Consider the following 20,164-nt stretch of genomic DNA (forward strand, 5'->3'; position numbering starts at 1 on the left):
GTAATGGGGTAAAAAGCGGCTCAATCCTGGCCGGATAGCCAGGCAAAACGGGCGCTGTACGGCTCCGATTCTCTCGGTGTTATGCGATCATCGCCAAGGCTTCGGCCAGAATCTTATCGCCGCGCATCATGCCGTAATCCATGCTGTTAATAACCGCAATCGGCTTATTTTCCCGATCGGCGATCTTTTTAAAATCGGCCAGCTTATATTTTATTTGTGGCCCCAGCAGGCAGCATTGGTAATTAGCCAGCGTAGATTCGAATTCTTCTATGCCCACGGCAATAATATCCACCTCAATTCCCTGCTGTTCGGCAGACTTTTTCATTTTATTCACCACCATGCTGGTCGACATGCCGGCGGCGCAGCAAAGAAATATCTTTTTCATCCGATCTCCTGAGGCTAATCGCGTACAAATTATTCAGTTGAGAAATGAGTATGGTGGAAAATATGAAAAAACAGCAACCGGTTTCAGTAACCGGTTTCATCATTTAATCGGGTTATGTGAGGAAGATCCAGAATTGCCGCCGGCGATGAATTCATCCTTGCGGAGCACAAGAAAACAGCCATTTTTTTGCTAAAGATCTTTTACCCGGCTGACGCTATCATGACGCACCTGAGGTTACCCCCCACTCAACTAAAGCACGGAGCACCATGAAATTTTCTCTACGGCAGTGGTCACGCTTGGGCATCGTCTGCGCGATGCTGATATTGGCAGGCTGCGCCGGCAAAAAGCACCGCGTCAGTTACAATCCTCACGCCTACGACGACGCGATCGAAGATGCTGCCGATAAATACGGTGTCGACCAAAAACTGATCGCCGCGATGATTAAGGTCGAATCCGGCTTTAACCCAGAGGCGGTGAGTAAGTCCAACGCCATCGGTTTAATGCAGTTGAAAGCCGACACCGCCGGCTGCGATGCCTATCGCTACAAAGGTAAACGCGGCTGCCCGGACGACGACGATCTGCTGGATCCCGAGACCAACATCGATCTCGGTGCCGCCTATCTGGCCGTGTTGCAAAAACAGCAGCTTAGAGGGATCTACGATCCGGTGACTCTGCGTTACGCCACCATTATCGCCTACGTAAACGGCACCGGAGCGCTGTTGCGGACCTTTTCCAGCAACCGTGAGCAAGCCATCGCGATGATTAACACGCTGTCGCCGGAAGCCTTTAACTGGCATGTGCGCAAATATCATCCCGCTCCGCAGGCGCCGCGCCATTTGATGAAGGTGGAAGCGGCCTACGAACAATTGTGATTTTCAAAAGCAAAAAAGGAGAACCCGGGGGTTCTCCTTTCGTTTAAGCGCCTGACTCGGGCCGTTACGGCTTACCGTTGCGGATAGGCTTGCGCGGCGGCTTGTTCGACGGCGTGCGCTGCCGGGTAATGTCGGTATGCTTGGTCAGCGCCGGGCGAGTATGACGCTGCAGACGTTTCGCTTCACGCTGCTCGTCGATGCTTGGCGCCGGCACCAGACACTCGCGGCGGCTGCCGATCAGGTGCTTCATGCCCATTTCTTCCAGCGCGGTGCGGATCATCGCCCAGTTAGCCGGGTCGTGATAGCGCAACAGCGCCTTGTGCAGACGGCGCTGACGATCGCCGCGCGGCACTACCACATCTTCCGACTTATACCCCACCTTGCTCAACGGGTTCTTGCCGGTGTAATACATGGTGGTGGAGTTGGCCATCGGTGAAGGATAGAAGTTCTGCACCTGATCGAGGCGGAAACGGTTTTTCTTCAACCACAGCGCCAGATTCACCATGTCCTCATCGCGAGTACCCGGATGCGAAGAGATAAAATACGGGATCAGATACTGCTCTTTGCCCGCCAACTTCGAATAATGGTCGAACAGCTGTTTGAACCGATCGTAGCTGCCCATGCCCGGTTTCATCATTTTCGACAGCGGCCCTTCCTCGGTGTGTTCCGGGGCGATCTTCAGATAGCCGCCGACGTGGTGGGTTGCCAGTTCTTTGATGTAGCGCGGATCTTCCACCGCCAGGTCATAACGGACACCGGAAGCGATCAGGATCTTCTTGACGCCCTCCAGCGAACGCGCGCGGCGATACAGGTTGATGGTCGGCTCGTGGTTGGTGTCCATGTAGGTGCAGATTTCCGGATAGACGCACGAGGCGCGGCGGCAGGTCTGCTCGGCGCGCGGGTTGGTGCAGCGCAGCATGTACATGTTGGCGGTCGGGCCACCCAGATCGGAGATCACGCCGGTAAAGCCCGGCACCTTGTCGCGGATCTCTTCGATTTCACGAATGATCGAATCTTCCGAACGGCTCTGGATGATGCGCCCTTCATGCTCGGTGATCGAACAGAACGAACAGCCGCCGTAGCAACCGCGCATGATATTGACCGAGAAGCGGATCATGTCGTAGGCCGGAATGGTTTCCTTGCCGTAGGACGGATGCGGAATACGCTGGTATGGCAGGGCAAACACGCTGTCCATTTCCGGCGTGGTCAGCGGGATTGCCGGCGGGTTGATCCACACATAACGGTCGCCATGCGATTGCATCAGCGCACGGGCGCAGCCTGGGTTGGTTTCATGGTGCAGAATTCGCGAGGTGTGCGCATACAGCACTTTGTCGGCCTTCACTTTTTCGAAGGACGGCAGCAGCACGTAGGTTTTTTCCCACGGCTTTGGCTTGGCGGCGCGCACGGTGACCGGCTTGGCTTCCGGCTCCGGCGTACCGCCGTCGGCGCACGGCAGATCCTCGCCGTAAGGGTTGGGGATCGGCTCAATGCGGCCCGGCTTGTCCAGACGGGTGGAATCCACGCCGGTCCAGCCCGGCAGCGCGCCTTTACGCATCACCGCCGTGTTGCGGATATCGTGGATCTCGCTGATTTTTTCGCCGGCGGCCAGGCGGTGCGCCACTTCCACCAGCGGACGCTCGCCGTTGCCGTAGATCAGCATATCGGCTTTGGAATCCACCAGCACCGAACGGCGCACGGTATCCGACCAGTAATCGTAATGCGCGATGCGACGCAGACTGGCTTCGATACCGCCCAGCACGATCGGCACGTCTTTATAAGCTTCTTTGCAGCGCTGGCTGTACACCAGCGTCGCACGATCCGGGCGTTTGCCGCCCACGTTGCCGGCGGTGTAGGCATCGTCGTGGCGCAGTTTGCGATCGGCGGTGTAGCGGTTGATCATCGAGTCCATGTTGCCGGCGGTGATACCGAAGAACAGGTTCGGTTTGCCCAGGCGCATAAAGTCGTCTTTATTGCTCCAGTCCGGCTGCGCAATAATGCCCACGCGGAAGCCCTGCGCTTCCAGCATGCGGCCGATGATCGCCATGCCAAAACTCGGGTGATCGACATAGGCGTCACCACTGATAATGATCACATCGCAGCTGTCCCAGCCCAGTTGATCCATCTCTTCGCGCGACATCGGTAAAAACGGCGCGGTGCCAAAACATTCAGCCCAATAAGGCTTATAGGAAAACAATTCACGGTCGGGTTGGATCAGGCTGGTCGTGCTCATTCTGGTGCTCTTTCACAGGTTAATTAATCGCCGGGCGGCGATTATACGCACTAGTGGCAAAAAGAGCATGGTTATTTCACACATTAGTCACATCGCCAACCGCTTGCCCCTCGACTCCGGGCGTTTGCGCCGTCATCATAGCCTATCTGTCCGGCCCGATGGCCGGCAGCGGAGGACAAAATGAATGAGCTTTTAGCAGTAAAACCGGTTCTGGTGCTGGGCAGCGCAATCGGAGAAATCGATCTGGAGCAACAGCGGCGAATTGGCGGCAGTGCATTTAACGTGGCGCGCGCGCTAAGCCGCCTGCAGGCACCGGTGGTCAATGGCATGCCGGTAGGCAATGGCGAATGGGGCGCGATGATTGAGGCCGCCATGAATGAACTCGGTCTGCCGGTGCTGCTGCGCCACGGCCAGAGGGATAACGGCCAGCGTCTTACGCAGTTGGAACCCTGCGGCAAGCGCACCTTTGTCAGGGTGCCGGGCTGCGAAACCCAGTGGAACAAGGCCCAGCTCGCCACGCTGCCGTTGACGCCTGAAACGCTGATCTACATCCATGGCGACGAACTGACGGGCGAGAGCGGTGAAGCGCTGCGCGACTGGCTGACACGGCTGCCGTTCGACCAATGGCGCCTGATCGATCCCGGCTCGCGGGTTGGCCTGCTGGATGCGGATTTCTTCGCCATGCTCAGCGACAGCGACACGGTACTGACGCTCAATCGCAACCAGGCAACAACGCTGTGTGGCGAAGACGACGTGCTCACCGCCGCACAACGCTTTGCCGCCGCGCACAATATTACGCTGATATGCCGGCTGGAGGGGGAAGGCGCATGGATTTGCGATGGCCGTAATCCGCCGCTGAACGTTGCCGCATCTCAGGCCCAGGTTGCGGATACTCTCGGTGCCGACGACGCCCACTGCGCCGGTCTGTTGGCCGGTCTCTCCGCCGGCTGGCCACTGCCGCAGGCAGTCAGCCTGGCCAACCGCGTGGCCGCCTGCGTAGTGGCAAGCCAGGACGCCGCAGACGCGCCGAACTGACAACGGCTGCAACAACGCTTTCCCGAAAGCTGAAGCGCAATGGGCGCACCTCTGCGCCCATTTCCTTGATCTAATGAGCGCACTCTACCGGCCCGGCGTGCGGTTCTGCCCGCTGCGGCAGGCGCCGTCGGCGGATTTGTACGCTATCTACCGAGAACGCCAGGTAGTGCAGGCGTTTCTGGACATGCTGCGTGCGGCCCCTGGCGGCGCCGCACAGGGCCGGCTTAAGGTGCAGGCTGTACCATAAACTGGCCGGCGGTACCGCGATCCGCCATCTCCAGCGTCTGGCTGTAGAACAGGAACGGGAAGTGCTCCGAGGTGGACTGATTGAAGTAAACCAGCAGCTCGACGTCGCCGTCGACCCATACGGTGTCCTTCCAGCCGCGATCTTCCGCCATCGGCTGCGCGCCATTGACGCGTTTCACCAGGAACTGCACGCCCTGAATGTGAAACGCCTGCGGCGTATCCGCGTGAATGTTCCAGCGCTCCCAGGTGCCCTGCTGCGTTTGCACATCGATGCGGTTCATGTCCCAGATAGCGCCGTTGATCCCTGGCTGGCTGTCGCCCAGACGGAATTCGCGGGTGCGGCTGGCGCTGCCGTCCAGCAGTTGATCCGCCAGCAAGCGCATCGGCAGGTTATCGGTCACCAATGGCAACAGGCCGGTAGGCCTCAGCGTCAGCACCTGGGTGGAGACCAGAATGCTCGAAGGTTCAAACAGGCCGCGCAGGCGATCCATCATGCCCGCCGCTTCACCGGCGGTGATGGTTACCTCATCGCCTTTTGACATATCGACCAGCACTTCACGGCGTTCGCCCGGCGCCAGCGAAAGCTGCTGCACCGCCACCGGCGCAGGCAGGAATCCCTGATCGCTGGCGACAACGTTGAACGGCCGGCCGTCGCTCAATTGCAGCATGTAGCGGCGCGAGTTAGAAGCATTAAGCAGGCGGAGGCGCACCCAACCGCGAGAAACCTCGACGTAAGGATTTTGCACGCCGTTGACCAGCAGCGTGTCACCGACAAAACCGCCCTGCGACGGCGGATCGTATTCCGGCGTACCGAAATTATCCAACCGTTTGTCCTGAATGATCAGCGGGAAGTCGTCAACGCCGTAGTGGTTCGGCAGCGGCAGCGCTTTGCTGACCTCATCCTCAACCAGCCACAGCCCGGTCAGGCCATTGTAAATGTGCGGCGCCATGCGGTTCGGCGTGCTGGCGTGATACCAGCAGGTGGCCGCGCTCTGGCGAATAGGCAACACCGGCGACCAATCGACGTTAGGCGACATCATGCGCGGCGCGCCACCCATCAGGGTGCCGGGCACCTGCAGGCCGCTGATGGTCATCGCCACCGGCTCCGGCAGACGGTTGCTGTAGATCAGCTTGACGTCGTCCCCGTTGTAAACCCGCACCGTCGGCCCAAGATACATGCCGTTAATGCCCCACACCGACGCCTTGCGGTTATCCATAAACGCCCAATGGGCGCGCTGCAAGGTTAAAAACAGCGGCTGACCGCGGCGGGATTCCAGCAGCGGAGGAATCGGTAATGGCGTCTGCGTTCCGCTCGCCTCAGCCCTCAGCGGCACGGCTCCTGCGCACAGCGCCAAGCCCGATGCCTGAATAAACTGACGTCGACTGAGTGACATATTTTCTCCATGAAAAGCAATGACTAACCGTGTGCAAAGACCGGGCCCCTGTTAATCAGATTAGCAGGAGCCCGGGCGTTAACGGCATCAGGCGCCGTTTAAAAGTTCATTCTTTGAAGCCGGTGGGAATATTATTTTCCGACCGCATTGCGCTGGGCAACTTCTTCGTCCAGCTCGGCGATTTTCGCCAGCATCAGCTCATGGCAATGGGCCGCCAGCTCACGTACATTTTCTCTGCCGTAATTGCTGACGTCGATCGGTTCCAGTATTTCTACGATCGCATGGCCATTATTCCAACGGTTAAGATTAATTTTACCGGTGGTGGTAGAAACGCAGATCGGCACAATCGGCACCCCTGCGGCGATTGCCGCGTGGAATGCGCCGGTTTTAAACGGCATCAGCCCGCGCCCGCGGCTGCGGGTGCCTTCAGGAAACATCCAGATCGAGATATCTTTCTTCTTGAACTGTTCGGCTACCTGAGCAATGGTGCCATGCGCTTTGGCGCGGTTATCCCGATCAATCAGCAGGTTACCGGTCAGCCAATACAGCGGGCCAAAAAAGGGAACCCACAACAGGCTTTTTTTGCCGACGGTCACGGTTCGCGGCTGCACGGCTTTGGCAGCCGTCACCATATCGTAGTTATTCTGGTGGTTAGCGATATAAATGCAGTTGCCGTTTTTGGCTGCATCGGCCGGTACGCGGACTTCTACGTTCAAACCGAATAACCCGGACAGACGGCCAAACAGATGACCGAACGTCGCCACATGGCGGGGATCGCGAGGACGGAATAATAAACAGTAAATAGAACCGAAAATGCACACCAGAAGACAATACAGAGTGGCGAGCACGGCACGCAAAATTAATAACATAACAACCTCATTAGCACACTGCCGACGCAGCCTGAAGCACTGCGCAGATCCCTTTACTCATTCTTTGATTGCAGAGCCCGAAAACCTCACCTGCATTTTTTTCTATTTTCCCGCCAGCCGACGATACGCACAATAATTTTATGCAGCGAAATGTTAACTATTTGAAAATAATTGCCGGTGGCGGGAAATAAAGCGGGCGCAGCATGCTGCGCCCGTTTGTTATGCCGTCAGCTTACTCTTCGCTGTCGCCCGCAGACGCACGCGCCGGTGCATCGATCTCTACGCGATCGATACGCTGCAAGCCACGTGGCAGTGAGGTGCCTTTACGGCCGCGTTCCGCACGGAACTTCTGCAAATCTTCCGGGCGCAGCGTCAGCTTGCGTTTACCCACATGCAAGGTCACGGAGGTTTGCGGTGGCAGCACGAACAACCATGTCAGCTTGTCTTCACCGGAAGCGGCCTGCGCCGCCGGGATGGAAACAATCTTATTGCCCTTGCCCTTCGACAACTGTGGCAGATCGGCAACCGGGAACAGCAACATGCGTCCGGCAGCAGTGATCGACAGCAGCATGTCGTCGTCACCGTGGATCTCCATCGGCGCCAGCGCTTTGGCGTTGTCAGGCAAAGTGATCATCGCCTTACCGGCACGGTTGCGTGCCACCAGATCGTTGAAGGTGCAGACAAAACCGTAACCGGCGTCAGAAGCCATCAGCAGTTTCTGATCGTCCGCCGCCATCAGCACTTGCTCAATGGTCGCGCCCGGCGGTGGCGTCAGCTTGCCGGTTAACGGCTCGCCCTGCCCGCGCGCCGAAGGCAGCGTCAACGGATCGAGCGCGTAACTGCGCCCGGTGGAGTCGATAAATACCACCGGCTGGTTGGTTTTGCCGCGCGCCGCGCTGCGGTAGCTGTCGCCGGCTTTGTAGCTCAGGCCGCTTGGATCGATATCGTGGCCCTTGGCGCTACGCACCCAGCCCATTTCCGACAGTACGATAGTCACCGGCTCGGACGGCACAAAGTCATGCTCGCTCATCGCCTTGGCTTCCGCACGCTCGGTAATCGGCGAACGGCGATCGTCGCCATAGGCCTGCGCATCGGCCTGGATCTCTTTCTTGATCAGGGTGTTCAGCTTGCGTTCAGAAGCCAGCAATGCCTGGAGGTGATCGCGTTCTTTGGCCAGCTCATCCTGCTCGCCGCGGATCTTGAACTCTTCCAGCTTCGCCAAATGGCGCAGTTTCAGCTCGAGGATCGCTTCCGCCTGGGTGTCTGAAATGCCGAAACGCTGCATCAGCACCGGCTTGGGTTCGTCCTCGCTGCGGATGATGTGGATCACTTCATCGATATTGAGGAACGCCACCAGCAAACCTTCCAGAATGTGCAGGCGTTTCAGCACTTTTTCCAGTCGGTAATTCAGACGACGGCGCACCGTGTCGCGGCGGAATGCCAGCCATTCGGTAAGGATTTCCACCAGCCCTTTGACCTGCGGGCGGTTGTCCAGACCGATCATGTTCATATTGATGCGGTAGCTGCGTTCCAGATCGGTGGTGGCGAACAGGTGGTTCATCACCTGGTCCAGATCGATACGGTTGGAGCGCGGCACAATCACCAGCCGCGTCGGGTTCTCGTGATCGGATTCGTCACGCAGATCTTCCACCATCGGCAGCTTTTTGGCGCGCATCTGGCTGGCGATCTGCTCCAGCACCTTGGCGCCGGAAACCTGGTGCGGCAAGGCGGTGATCACCGCGCTGCCGTCCTCTTTTTTCCATATGGCGCGCATACGCACCGAACCGCGGCCGTTCTGGTAAATTTTACGGATTTCATCGCGCGGCGTAATGATTTCGGCTTCGGTCGGGAAGTCCGGGCCCTGCACGAACTCGAGCAACTCCTCAAGCCCTGCGCCGGGTTTGTCGATCAACGCCACCACGGCGGCAGCCACTTCCCGCACGTTGTGCGGCGGGATATCGGTCGCCATGCCGACGGCAATGCCGGTGGTGCCGTTCAGCAGGATGTTGGGCAGGCGCGCCGGCAACATCTTCGGCTCCTGCATGGTGCCGTCAAAGTTCGGCACCCAGTCAACGGTGCCCTGGCCCAGTTCGGCCAGCAGCACTTCCGCGTATTTGGACAGGCGGGATTCGGTATAACGCATCGCCGCGAAGGATTTCGGATCGTCCGGCGCCCCCCAGTTCCCCTGGCCGTCTACCAGCGGATAGCGATAAGAGAACGGCTGCGCCATCAGCACCATAGCTTCATAGCAAGCGCTGTCGCCGTGCGGATGGTATTTACCCAGCACGTCACCCACGGTACGGGCGGATTTTTTGAATTTGGCGCTGTTGTTCAGCCCCAGCTCGGACATGGCGTAGATAATGCGCCGTTGTACCGGCTTTAGACCGTCGCCAATGTACGGCAACGCCCGATCCATGATGACGTACATGGAATAGTTCAGATAGGCGTTTTCAGTGAATGTGTGCAGCGGTAAACGCTCTACACCGTCATGAGTCAGATCACTCATTACTCAATTATCCTCAGACCGTGGCTTGGCAATCCCTGGACGACAAAGGGTATAGCTTGTCGATTCTGTCGGCGATAGTAACCCATCAGCAGGGTAGCTGTCACAGTTGGCGCAGCAATCGCCCGGTGAAGCCGGTTCAACTGCCGATTTTATGCAAAAATTTATTACCTGGCAGCGCCTTTATTGACTCACAGTCAACACTGTTGTGCGCTGGATCCCATTTTTACGGCTATTGCTAACGATTACACTCCCTGTCAACGAAATGCTTTCTGCGCTCAAACGCGGAAAGCCGTACCCATTTTAACTCTGACAGGAGCCGCGAAAATGAGCAATATCCTGATTATCAATGCTAAAAAGCAATTCGGCCATTCAAACGGCGAACTTAACCAAACGCTGAGCGACGTGGCGGAAAGCTTCTTGCGCGACGTGAAACACGATGTGCAGGTCACCGTGGTCGACGACGGCTATGACATCGAAGCCGAAGTGCAGAAATACCTGTGGGCCGACGTGGTGATTTATCAGATGCCGGGCTGGTGGATGGGTGAACCCTGGATCCTGAAAAAATACATCGATGAAGTGTTCACCGCCGGGCACGGCAGCCTGTACGCCAGCGACGGCCGCACCCGCGCCGACGCCGGCAAGAAATACGGCTCCGGCGGCCTGATCCAGGGCAAGAAATACCTGTTGAGCCTGACCTGGAACGCGCCGCTGGAAGCCTTTACCGATCCGCAGCAGTTCTTCCACGGCGTGGGCGTTGACGGCGTTTACCTGCACTTCCACAAGGCCAATCAGTTCCTGGGCATGGAAGCGCTGCCGACCTTTATCTGTAACGACGTGATTAAACAACCTGATATCGACAGCGATATCGCACGTTATCGCGCGCACCTGGCAGAAATTTTTGCTTAACTAAGGCCGCTTAAGCGTATAAATCCGCATAAATCAATGAGGTTGTGATGATCACCGTAATTGCAGAAATCAAGACCAAACCGGGCCACCGTGAAACGGTGCTCAAAGCGATCGAGAAACTGATCCCGTTGGTGCTGGCGGAAGAGGGTTGCGGCGAATATACGCCGATGATCGACAGCCATACTCAGGCGCCATGGCAGAAACTGTCGCCGGACTCGGTGTTTATGCTGGAAAAATGGGAAAGCCAGGCGCACCTGGAAAAACATCTGGATATCGCTCACATGCACAAGCATCGCGATACCATTAAAGACAGCGTGGTTGGCGTAACCATTCACGTGCTGGGTAACGCGCTGTAATGCCTGGGGCCGCTCTGGCCCCTACAGCGTCTGCGCGTCGATATGCGCGCTGACGTAGTCCAGAAAACAGGTAATACGTGCCGCCAGCTGGGTATTGCGGTAATACACCGCATTAATCGGCTGGCGCACATCCAGCGTGTCCTGTTCCAGCAACTGCACCAACCGCCCGCTGCGCTGATCGTCACGCGTCATGAAATCCGCCAACTGCACTATCCCTTCGCCGCGTAACGCCAGTTGCCTTAGCGTTTCGCCGCTGGATGCCGAGAGAGTCGGCGTAATGGCGAAATGCGGCGCCTGAGGGTTGCGCAGCGGCCACAGATTGAGTGATTCCGGTTGGGTAAAGCCGAGCAGGCAGTGGTCGCGCAGCGCTTCCACGCTGTTCGGGGTGCCGTAACGTTCAAGGTAATCCGGGCTGGCGAGAATACGCAAACGGCTGGCCCCCAGCAGACGCGCATGAATGGTTGAGTCGCGCAATATGCCGATGCGAATGGCGATGTCGGTACGCTTCTCCAGCAGATCGATAATCAGGTTGTCGGTATTCAACTCCAGCTCGATCTGCGGATAACTTTGGCGAAATCCCGCCACCAGCGGCACGATCACGTGTTCCATAAAGGGGGCGGCGGCGTTGACCCGCAATTTGCCGGCCGGGATCAGCCTGCGCAGCGCCATCTGCTCTTCGGCGTTCTCCACCGAACGGATAATGTCGCGCGCATGGCCAAGAAAGCTTTGGCCTTCTTCGGTCAGCTCAAGCCGGCGCGTGGTGCGGCGCATCAGGGTGGTGTCGAGTTTCTTTTCCAGGCGACTGAGTGCGCGGCTGATGCCGGACGTGGTTTGGCCGAGCTGTTCAGCGGCGGAGGTAATGGAGCCGCTGTCGACCACCGAGGTAAACGCCAGCAATTCTTCGAGGGTGATTTTCATGCATTCCGCCCAGAGTGGCCGGGTGCGGGCCTGCCGCGCCCCTGCGGGAAGAAGGCCCGGCGCAGAAGCCGGGCCTGACAAGCGATCAGAATCAGACGGAAAGATCGGCCATATCGCCTTTGTCCTGCAGCCAGTTACGGCGATCTTCAGAACGTTTCTTGGCCAGCAGCATGTCCATCATCGCCAGCGTCTGGGCCACATCGTCATCGCTCACCGTCAGCTGTACCAGACGACGGGTGTTCGGATCCAGAGTGGTTTCACGCAGTTGCAGCGGGTTCATCTCGCCCAGCCCTTTAAAGCGCTGAACGTTCGGTTTGCCCTTTTTGCGCTTCAACTGTTCCAGCACGCCGGCTTTCTCTTCTTCATCCAGCGCGTAGAACACCTCTTTACCGAGGTCGATGCGATACAGCGGCGGCATTGCCACATACACGTGGCCGCCCTTCACCAGCGAACTGAAATGGCGCACGAACAGCGCACACAGCAGCGTGGCGATGTGCAGGCCGTCGGAGTCCGCATCCGCCAGGATACAGATTTTGCCGTAACGCAATTGGCTGAGATCTTCGCTGTCCGGATCGATGCCGATCGCCACGGAAATGTCATGCACCTCCTGCGAGGCCAGCACTTCGTCCGAGGAGACTTCCCAGGTATTCAGGATTTTGCCCTTCAGCGGCATGATGGCCTGATACTCGCGATCGCGAGCCTGCTTGGCTGAACCGCCCGCCGAGTCCCCTTCCACCAGGAACAGTTCGGTCATGTTCAGATCCTGCGACGTGCAGTCCGCCAGTTTACCCGGCAGAGCCGGACCGCTGGTCAGCTTCTTGCGCACCACTTTCTTGGCGGCGCGCAGACGGCGCTGGGCGCTGGAAATAGCCAGCTCGGCCAGCTGTTCCGCCGCCTGTACGTTCTGGTTCAGCCACAGGCTGAAGGCGTCTTTCACCACGCCGGAAACGAAGGCCGCGCACTGGCGCGACGACAGGCGTTCTTTGGTCTGCCCGGCGAACTGCGGATCCTGCATCTTCACCGACAGCACGTAGGCGCAGCGGTCCCAGATGTCTTCGGCGGACAGCTTCACGCCGCGCGGCAGGATATTGCGGAACTCGCAGAACTCGCGCATGGCGTCCAGCAGCCCCTGACGCAGGCCGTTAACGTGGGTGCCGCCCTGCATGGTCGGGATCAGGTTGACGTAGCTTTCCGTCAACAGCTCGCCGCCTTCCGGCAGCCACAACAGCGCCCAATCCACCGCTTCGGTATCGCCGGCGAAGTTGCCGATAAACGGCGCTTCCGGCAGGGTGATCAGGCCGTTGACCGCTTCCATCAGGTAATCGGTCAGACCGTCCTGATAGCACCAGCGCTGCTCGGTGTTGTTCAGCTTGTCGATGAAGTAGATTTCAACGCCGGGGCACAGTACCGCTTTGGCTTTCAGCAGGTGGCTCAGGCGCGAAACCGAGAAGCGCGGGCTGTCGAAGAACTTTTCGTCAGGCCAGAAGTGGATGCTGGTGCCGGTATTGCGTTTGCCGCAGCTGCCGGTCACCGCCAGTTCTTGCACCTTGTCGCCGTTTTCGAAGGCGATGCTGTAGACGTTGCCGTCACGCTTAACGTTGACTTCCACCCGCGTCGACAGGGCGTTAACCACCGAAATCCCCACGCCGTGCAGGCCGCCGGAGAACTGGTAGTTCTTATTGGAGAATTTACCGCCCGCGTGCAGACGACACATGATCAACTCAACCGCCGGGACGCCTTCTTCAGGGTGGATATCCACCGGCATACCGCGGCCGTCGTCGATCACTTCCAGTGACTGATCGGCGTGCAGAATCACGTCGATGCGCTTGGCATGGCCTGCCAGGGCTTCATCGACGCTGTTATCGATCACCTCTTGGCCGAGGTGATTTGGGCGCGTCGTGTCGGTATACATGCCGGGACGACGGCGCACTGGTTCTAGACCGCTGAGGACTTCAATGGCATCAGCGTTATAGGTGGATTGAGTCATCGTTGAATTTTTTTCGTGGTTAGAAGGAAGGTGCCTATACCCGTCGTCTTTCAAGCCGCAGGATATAACTCGCTTATTCACACAGCGTTTAGCCCTAAAAAATCCACAATCTGGGGGAAGTAGTGCTCGAAACCGACGAAGGCGTGGTTTCCACCCGACTCCACCGTTTGCCGGCACGCAGTGTAATAGGCCACCGCCTGCCCATAATCGAGAATTTCATCGCCCGTTTGTTGCAGCAACCAGATTAAATCCGGTGACTCCAAGGGATCGATCTGCATCGTTTTCAGATCGTAAACGTGACGTGACTCTAACACATATTGTTGACCGGTGTAGGGGTTCTCGTTTTTGCCAAGGTAGTCAATCAACAGCTCAAACGGCTTCACAGCGGGGTTAACCACTACCGCCGGCAGTGAAAAACACTGCGAAAGCCAGGTGGCGTAGTATCCGCCCAGCGAGGAACCCACTACGCCCAGCGTCTGCCCGGCGCGCTCCATCACCATGTTCTCAAGCATCTCGGCGGCATCGGCCGGGAAAACCGGCAATTGCGGCACCAGCATCTCGATGTCCGGGTGGTTCTCAGCCAGCCACGCCTTGAAAGAGGTTGCCTTGGCCGAGAGCGGCGAACTGTTAAAACCGTGCAAATAAAGTAGCGTCGACATCAGTACCCTTCCGAATCCATGTCGGGGCGAAAATCATCGTTTTCCAAGCGGAAAACCTGGGTCTCGACGCGACCGTCCGGCAGCAGATCGAGATAGCGCCAGCCGGGCGAAACGTCGTCGATGGTAAAATTGGTGCAGTGTGGCTTGAATTGCACGCAGGTGGAAGGCGATGCCAGCAAACGGCGGCCCTGCCATTCCAGATCCAGATCCTGGTGAATATGCCCGCACACCACGGTGTTTACGTTCGGGTAACGCAGCAGCACCGCGCCCAGCATGTGCGGATTGCGCAAACTGTGCTGATCGAGCCAGGTGCAACCGGAAGGCAGCGGATGATGATGCAGCAGCAGTAACGTATAACGCTCGGGATGGGCCTGCAGGCAGCGCTCCATCCATTCGAGCTGGTAGTCGCTCAGCTCACCGTGCGGCACGCCAAACACCTGGCTGTCCAGCAGCAACACCTGCCAGTTCTCGCCCAACAGCACCTGCTTTGACGGGGCAATGCCTGCAGCGGCCAGCGCATCGACCATCGCCGGCTGAAAATCATGGTTGCCCGGCAGCCAGACGCAAGGCGCAGGCAACCGCGCAATACCTTCGGCAAAGTGCCGGTAAGCAGCCAGCGAATGATCCTGAGCCAGGTCGCCGGTGGCGACAACCAGATCAAAATCGCGCTGCTGCGCCATAATGGCGTCCAGCACCGCGTGGTAACTGCGATAGGTATTGATGCCGAGCAAGGTCTCGTTTTCGCCGGCAAAAAGGTGGGTATCTGTTATTTGCAGAATCCTGACCCTGGCCCCACTTGCCACGGTCAGTTTAAACAGGCTTTCCAAATGGTGTCCTTTGTTATTTCAGTCTACCTAACAAACCGGAACCGCCATTGCTCCATGCGCCAAACAGTAGCGCAACCAATCAGCAAGAAACTGGTTAATTTGATGCTTTTCGTCGCGTTGATGCAACTTTTTATTGGGATAATCATAACGCGCTTTAAAGCGGTAGATCTGCTGACTGGAACACACTTCCGCAACCATCGCGTCATGATACAGCCGCACCGTCATGGCGGGCAGGCTCCAATAGCTGACCGCCGGCGCGGTCTGCTCTATCTGCACCAACGAGGTGTAGCGCGTGGATTCAACAATAGTCAGACGATAGCTGGCGCCGTTCACCTGATAAGTCACCGTTTCGCCCACTTCATCGTTGCGCGGCAGCAAGCGACGCAATTGCGCGAAGTTGGTTTCACACAATCTCATCATTTCCGGGAAATCAGGGGTATAGCGCTGTTTCATTGGTTGGCCCACTCTTTTCTCAACGATTCATGGTGCAACGCCAGCCACTGCAATGCAATCACAGATGCGGCGTTATCAATCGCGCCTTCTTCAACCCAACGGTAAGCCTGTTCGCGGCTGACGACGTGGACACGGATATCTTCATGCTCTTCTTCCAACCCATGGATGCCTTCGGCAGTGGTCGCGTCCACCTCGCCCACCATGATTGACAACCGTTCGCTGGTGCCGCCGGGGCTTGCCAGGTAGCTCAGCACCGGTTTGCAGCGCCCGACCTCGACGCCGGCCTCTTCCTGCGCTTCACGGCGGCATACGTCTTCGACGCTCTCGCCGGTTTCGATCATACCCGCCACCATTTCCAGTAGCCAGGGGGAGCTACTGGTATCGACCGCGGCGATCCGCAGTTGTTCAATCAGCACCACTTCGTCGCGCACCGGGTCATAGGGCAGCAGCACCGCCGCGTGGCCGCGTTCGAAAATCTCGCGCTTCACCTCTGGGCTCATGTCGCCGTTGAACAAGCGATGGCGGAACCGATAGAGATTGAGTGAAAAAAAACCACGGTAAAGCGTCTCACGTGCAATAATTTCTACATCATTTTTATCGAGAGTAACGGGCGACGGCTGTGAGTGGTTCATAAGCGAATTCTCCTGCGTGAGTATGCCGATAAAATAAACAGTTTTGATGACAGAAACGGCGGGGTAATCTTCCGCAGCTTTATGCTAGATTGTGAACCATGATATCAGGTGTAACGTGCTCGGCCAGTTGAACCAAAGTAAACACGGCAGTCTGAAAGGCAAAAGATACGCGAGATGGCACATTCAGCCACCTTATGCGAACAACAGACTCTGCTAGAATCGGCAACTATTTCGTCTATCGTCAGCGCTAACATAGCAATATTGCTGCACAACAAGGAATGCAAATGAAGAAACTGCTCCCCCTTCTTATCGGACTGAGCCTGGGCGGCTTCAGTGCAATGAGCCAGGCAGAGAACCTGCTGCAGGTTTACAAACAGGCTAGGGAAAGTAACCCGGATCTGCGCAAGACTGCCGCTGACCGTGACGCCGCATTCGAAAAAATCAACGAAGCGCGCAGCCCGCTGCTGCCGCAGTTGGGTTTGAGCGCCGGTTATGACCGTAGCTATGGCTATCGTGACAATCGCGACCAAAACGGCAATACCACCAGCGGCTCGCTGGCGCTGACTCAAACCATTTTCGACATGTCGAAATGGCGCGCGCTGACGCTACAGGAAAAAACCGCCGGTATCTCCGACGTGACCTTCCAGACCTCGTCGCAACAGCTGATCCTCGACACCGCCACCGCCTATTTCAACGTGCTGAGCGCGATCGACTCGCTGTCTTATACGCAGGCGCAAAAACAGGCGGTTTACCGCACGCTGGATCAAACCACCCAACGCTTTAACGTGGGCCTGGTGGCGATCACCGACGTGCAGAACGCCCGTTCCAACTACGACACCGTGCTGGCGTCCGAAGTGACCGCTCGCAACACCCTGGATAACGCGCTGGAAAAACTGCGCCAGGTGACCGGCACCTTCTACCCGGAACTGGCCTCGCTGAATACCGATCGTTTCAGCACCCAGCGTCCGGAAGCGGTAAATAACCTGCTGAAAGAAGCCGAAGCGCGCAACCTGAGCCTGCTTTCCGCCCGTCTGAGCCAGGATCTGGCGCGCGAGCAGATCAAATCAGCGCAAACCGGCTATATGCCGACCGTTGATTTCAGCGCTTCAACCGCCGTGTCCAACAACAGATACAGCGGTTCCCGCAGTATTTCTACGGACAACGATGCCGGCGAGAACAAAGTGGGGCTGAGCTTCAATCTCCCGCTGTACAGCGGCGGCCAGACCAACTCACAGGTGCAACAGGCGCAGTACAACTTCGTCGGCGCCAGTGAGCAACTGGAAAGCGCGCACCGCAGCGTAGTGCAGACCGTGCGTTCGTCATTCAACAACGTGAACGCCTCGATCAGCAGCATCAACGCCTACAAACAGGCCGTGGTCTCTGCCCAGAGTTCATTGGATGCAATGGAAGCCGGCTATCAGGTGGGTACCCGTACCATCGTTGACGTGCTGGATGCCACCACCACGCTGTATAACGCCAAGCAGCAGCTCTCCAGCGCGCGTTATACCTATCTGATCAACCAATTGAACATCAAGTCCGCACTCGGCACGCTGAATGAAAATGACCTGCTGTTACTGAACGGCGCGTTGGGCAAACCGATTTCTACCTCGCAGGATGTGGTAGCACCGCCGACCACCGCGCAAGACGCTTACGCGGAAGGTTATAACGGCAATGCCCCTGCGCCGCAAACGGCTGCACCGGCACCGGTCGCTACCCGCGCATCTGCGCCGGCGATCACCACCACCCAGCCGGCGCGCAGCAACAGCGGTAACCCATTCCGCAACTGATTCGCGCACTGCTGAACACGGGGCCCGGCATCTGCCGAGCCCCGTTTTTTTTGCCGCAACGCCGGTTCTGCCCGCCGCCTCACAGCCAGCCCCCCGCCCTGCGGTGGTATCATCGGCGCCACTGCCTTATCTCAGTCCGGATGGGATCCCATGGAGAACACCTCAAGCTGGCAACAGTTGATGGCCGATGGCGCATTGCCGCCCGCACAGTGCCCTGCACCGGCAATCTATGCTTCCTGGCTGCGCTGCCGCAGCCTGATGCAACCCGCCGTGTGGAAAGCGCCGCACTGTGCGCTCGGCGCCACCTTCAACTCTATCTGCCAGCGTAAAAACGATCTGCTGACGCTTGGCCAGGCGGCGCTGGAAGACGCCTGCGAATATATGGAGTCCCGCCGCTGCCTGCTGATGATCCTCGACGAAAGCGGCTGCATGCTGTGGCTGTGCGGTGACGCCCTGACGCGTGAACGCCTGCAGCAATTGGGGTTTACCCCCGGCGCCTATTGGGCCGAGGGTGACATTGGCACCAACGCGCCTTCGCTGGCGGCGGCAGAAGGCCACCCGATACAGGTAAGCGGCAGCGAGCATGTGCGCCAGGCACTGCATGACTGGTCATTCTGCGCCACGCCGGTTTATGACAACAGCGGCCGCCAGCGCGGCTCGATTGCGCTAGGCTGCCTGCTGGCTGACTCCGCCGCCGGCGATCTGTCACTGACGCTGGCGATAGCACGCGAGATAGGCAACTCGCTGAACGCCGATGGCCTGCTGGCGGAGTCCAACCGTCACCTGAACCAGCTTTACGGTTTGCTTGACGGGGTGGATGACGGCGTGATGGCCTGGGACCATCGCGGCTACCTGCAATACATCAACCAGCGGGCCGCCACCCTGCTGAAGCTGGACGAACAGCAAAGCCAGGGCAAACCCCTGACGCAGTTGCTGACGCTGCCCGCCCTGCTCAACCGGGCCATCGCCCAGCGCCAGCCGCTGCAGCACGTTGAGGTCACCTTCGAAAGCCAGCGGCAGTTTATCGCCGCGCTGCTGACCCTAAAACCGATCTTCGACGGCGAGCGCTGCAGTTTTATCGCCCTGCTGCACCCGATTGAACGGCTGCACCAGTACGTCAGCAGCCAGCTGGGCCGCGTCAGCCACAGCTTTGAACAGATGCCTTCCGCCTCTCTGGAGATGCGCCGACTGATCCGCTATGGCCAACAGGCGGCGAAGGGCCAGCATCCGATCCTGCTGTGCGGCGAAGAAGGGGTCGGCAAGGAGTTGCTCAGCCAGGCGATCCACAACGCCAGCGAACGCGCCGCCGGGCCGTATATCGCGCTCAACTGCCAGTTGCTGCCGGAAGCGCAGGGGCTGCGCGAACTGCTGGGCAGCGATGCCAGCGAGGAGGAAGCGGGCCAGCTCAGCAAGTTTGAACTGGCCAACGGCGGCACCTTGTACCTGGAGCAGATTGAGTATTTACCGGCGGAAATGCAGTCGGCACTGCTGCAGGTGCTGAAAACCGGCGTGGTGATGCGGCTTAATTCCAACCGGGTGATCCCGGTCGATGTGCGGGTGATCGCCGGCAGCGCCGCCAATCTGCCGCTGTTGGTGCAGCAGAACCGCTTCCGCCGCCAGCTGTTTTACAGCCTGCAAGCGTTCGAGATCCAGATCCCGGCGCTGCGCCAGCGGCTGAGCGACATTCCGCTGTTGGTAAAGCACCACCTGCGTGCGCTGGAACAGCATTTCCAGTGTCGGTTCCGGGTCGATGATGAAGTCATGGCCCAGCTTGGCCTGTATCTGTGGCCCGGCAACGATCTGGAGCTGAAAGGCGTGGTGGAACGCACGGCGATGATTTGCCACGGCCACCATCTCCAGTTGGCGGACTTGCCCGAACACTTGCTCAGCCACCAGCCGCTGCTGGAAAGCGAACCGCAGCCGGGTATGCCGCTGCTGACGCTGGCGGAAATGGAACGCCAGGCGATCATTCGCGCGGCCAACGTCAGCCGCGGGCAACTCAACGAAATGGCGCAGCTGTTGGGCATCGGCCGCACCACGCTGTGGAGAAAAATCAAACAATATCAAATTGATATCCGGCAGTTTAAGCTACGCGCCTGATA

At 58.3% G+C, this 20,164-nt stretch carries 18 protein-coding genes; 7 read left to right on the forward strand and 11 right to left on the reverse strand.

All coding sequences use genetic code 11. The features are described 5' to 3' along the window. Positions 1-79: 79 nt before the first annotated feature. On the reverse strand, positions 80-385 hold the full coding sequence (locus tag ACUTQW_RS21385) for a PTS sugar transporter subunit IIB (protein ID WP_006320614.1): 306 nt from the start codon (positions 383-385) through the stop codon (positions 80-82). Between the two features lie 266 nt (positions 386-651). On the opposite strand from ACUTQW_RS21385, the gene ACUTQW_RS21390 reads away from it, so the two are divergent. Then, a complete protein-coding gene (locus ACUTQW_RS21390) occupies positions 652-1,257 on the forward strand; it encodes a transglycosylase SLT domain-containing protein (protein ID WP_006320613.1) in 606 nt (201 codons plus the stop codon). A 64-nt stretch (positions 1,258-1,321) separates the two neighbouring features. Here the strand turns inward: ACUTQW_RS21390 and ACUTQW_RS21395 are convergent, their stop codons facing one another. Continuing rightward, positions 1,322-3,487, reverse strand: coding sequence for a YgiQ family radical SAM protein (locus ACUTQW_RS21395; protein WP_004948258.1), 2,166 nt, complete (start codon positions 3,485-3,487; stop codon positions 1,322-1,324). A 180-nt stretch (positions 3,488-3,667) separates the two neighbouring features. On the opposite strand from ACUTQW_RS21395, the gene ACUTQW_RS21400 reads away from it, so the two are divergent. Both ACUTQW_RS21400 and ACUTQW_RS21405 read left to right on the forward strand, forming a co-directional pair. Beyond that, positions 3,668-4,522, forward strand: a complete 855-nt coding sequence (locus ACUTQW_RS21400) for a PfkB family carbohydrate kinase (RefSeq protein WP_208904422.1) — start codon at positions 3,668-3,670, stop codon at positions 4,520-4,522. A gap of 73 nt (positions 4,523-4,595) precedes the next feature. After that, complete coding sequence (locus ACUTQW_RS21405; protein ID WP_208905168.1) at positions 4,596-4,769, forward strand: hypothetical protein; 174 nt, start codon at positions 4,596-4,598, stop codon at positions 4,767-4,769. Here ACUTQW_RS21405 and ftsP read toward each other — a convergent pair. The 3 genes from ftsP to parC all read right to left on the reverse strand — a co-directional run bounded on the left by ftsP (position 4,747) and on the right by parC (position 9,537). Next, entirely contained in the window at positions 4,747-6,162 is a 1,416-nt protein-coding gene (gene ftsP / locus ACUTQW_RS21410) for a cell division protein FtsP (RefSeq protein ID WP_004948263.1), read from the reverse strand. The two genes, ACUTQW_RS21405 and ftsP, sit on opposite strands and share 23 nt — an antisense overlap. Positions 6,163-6,293: 131 nt before the next feature. Beyond that, on the reverse strand, positions 6,294-7,031 hold the full coding sequence (locus ACUTQW_RS21415) for a 1-acylglycerol-3-phosphate O-acyltransferase (RefSeq protein ID WP_006328159.1): 738 nt from the start codon (positions 7,029-7,031) through the stop codon (positions 6,294-6,296). A gap of 232 nt (positions 7,032-7,263) precedes the next feature. Beyond that, positions 7,264-9,537: a DNA topoisomerase IV subunit A gene (parC, locus tag ACUTQW_RS21420; protein WP_004948267.1), complete on the reverse strand. Its 2,274-nt coding sequence runs from the start codon at positions 9,535-9,537 to the stop codon at positions 7,264-7,266. A gap of 324 nt (positions 9,538-9,861) precedes the next feature. Here parC and ACUTQW_RS21425 point away from each other — a divergent pair, with 324 nt between their 5' ends. Continuing rightward, complete coding sequence (locus ACUTQW_RS21425; protein ID WP_004948269.1) at positions 9,862-10,443, forward strand: NAD(P)H-dependent oxidoreductase; 582 nt, start codon at positions 9,862-9,864, stop codon at positions 10,441-10,443. 47 nt (positions 10,444-10,490) lie between these two features. Then, complete coding sequence (locus ACUTQW_RS21430) at positions 10,491-10,799, forward strand: putative quinol monooxygenase (RefSeq protein ID WP_004948272.1); 309 nt, start codon at positions 10,491-10,493, stop codon at positions 10,797-10,799. A 21-nt stretch (positions 10,800-10,820) separates the two neighbouring features. On the opposite strand, the gene ACUTQW_RS21435 is transcribed toward ACUTQW_RS21430, so the two are convergent. The 6 genes from ACUTQW_RS21435 to nudF form a co-directional block, all read right to left on the reverse strand. Next, the gene (locus ACUTQW_RS21435; RefSeq protein WP_013814614.1) at positions 10,821-11,717 is read right to left on the reverse strand and encodes a LysR substrate-binding domain-containing protein; all 897 of its coding nucleotides are present in this window, start codon (positions 11,715-11,717) and stop codon (positions 10,821-10,823) included. Positions 11,718-11,808: 91 nt separating this feature from the next. Then, a complete protein-coding gene (parE, locus tag ACUTQW_RS21440) occupies positions 11,809-13,704 on the reverse strand; it encodes a DNA topoisomerase IV subunit B (RefSeq protein WP_020439830.1) in 1,896 nt (631 codons plus the stop codon). A 77-nt stretch (positions 13,705-13,781) separates the two neighbouring features. Then, positions 13,782-14,363 carry an esterase YqiA gene (gene yqiA, locus ACUTQW_RS21445; protein ID WP_004948280.1) on the reverse strand — a complete coding sequence of 194 codons (582 nt, stop codon included), beginning with the start codon at positions 14,361-14,363 and terminating at the stop codon, positions 13,782-13,784. Beyond that, entirely contained in the window at positions 14,363-15,190 is an 828-nt protein-coding gene (gene cpdA / locus ACUTQW_RS21450; protein WP_004948283.1) for a 3',5'-cyclic-AMP phosphodiesterase, read from the reverse strand. Before cpdA ends, yqiA begins: the two co-directional genes overlap by 1 nt. 27 nt (positions 15,191-15,217) lie before the next feature. Next, a complete protein-coding gene (locus ACUTQW_RS21455) occupies positions 15,218-15,643 on the reverse strand; it encodes a DUF1249 family protein (protein WP_004948286.1) in 426 nt (141 codons plus the stop codon). Next, on the reverse strand, positions 15,640-16,275 hold the full coding sequence (nudF, locus tag ACUTQW_RS21460) for an ADP-ribose diphosphatase (protein WP_004948289.1): 636 nt from the start codon (positions 16,273-16,275) through the stop codon (positions 15,640-15,642). Before nudF ends, ACUTQW_RS21455 begins: the two co-directional genes overlap by 4 nt. A 284-nt stretch (positions 16,276-16,559) precedes the next feature. Here nudF and tolC point away from each other — a divergent pair, with 284 nt between their 5' ends. Continuing rightward, positions 16,560-18,062 carry an outer membrane channel protein TolC gene (gene tolC / locus ACUTQW_RS21465; RefSeq protein ID WP_445654963.1) on the forward strand — a complete coding sequence of 501 codons (1,503 nt, stop codon included), beginning with the start codon at positions 16,560-16,562 and terminating at the stop codon, positions 18,060-18,062. Positions 18,063-18,212: 150 nt separating this feature from the next. Continuing rightward, the gene (dhaR, locus tag ACUTQW_RS21470) at positions 18,213-20,162 is read left to right on the forward strand and encodes a dihydroxyacetone kinase operon transcriptional regulator DhaR (protein ID WP_445654964.1); all 1,950 of its coding nucleotides are present in this window, start codon (positions 18,213-18,215) and stop codon (positions 20,160-20,162) included. Positions 20,163-20,164 lie beyond the last annotated feature (2 nt).

Source organism: Serratia sp. TSA_7, assembly GCF_052692135.1.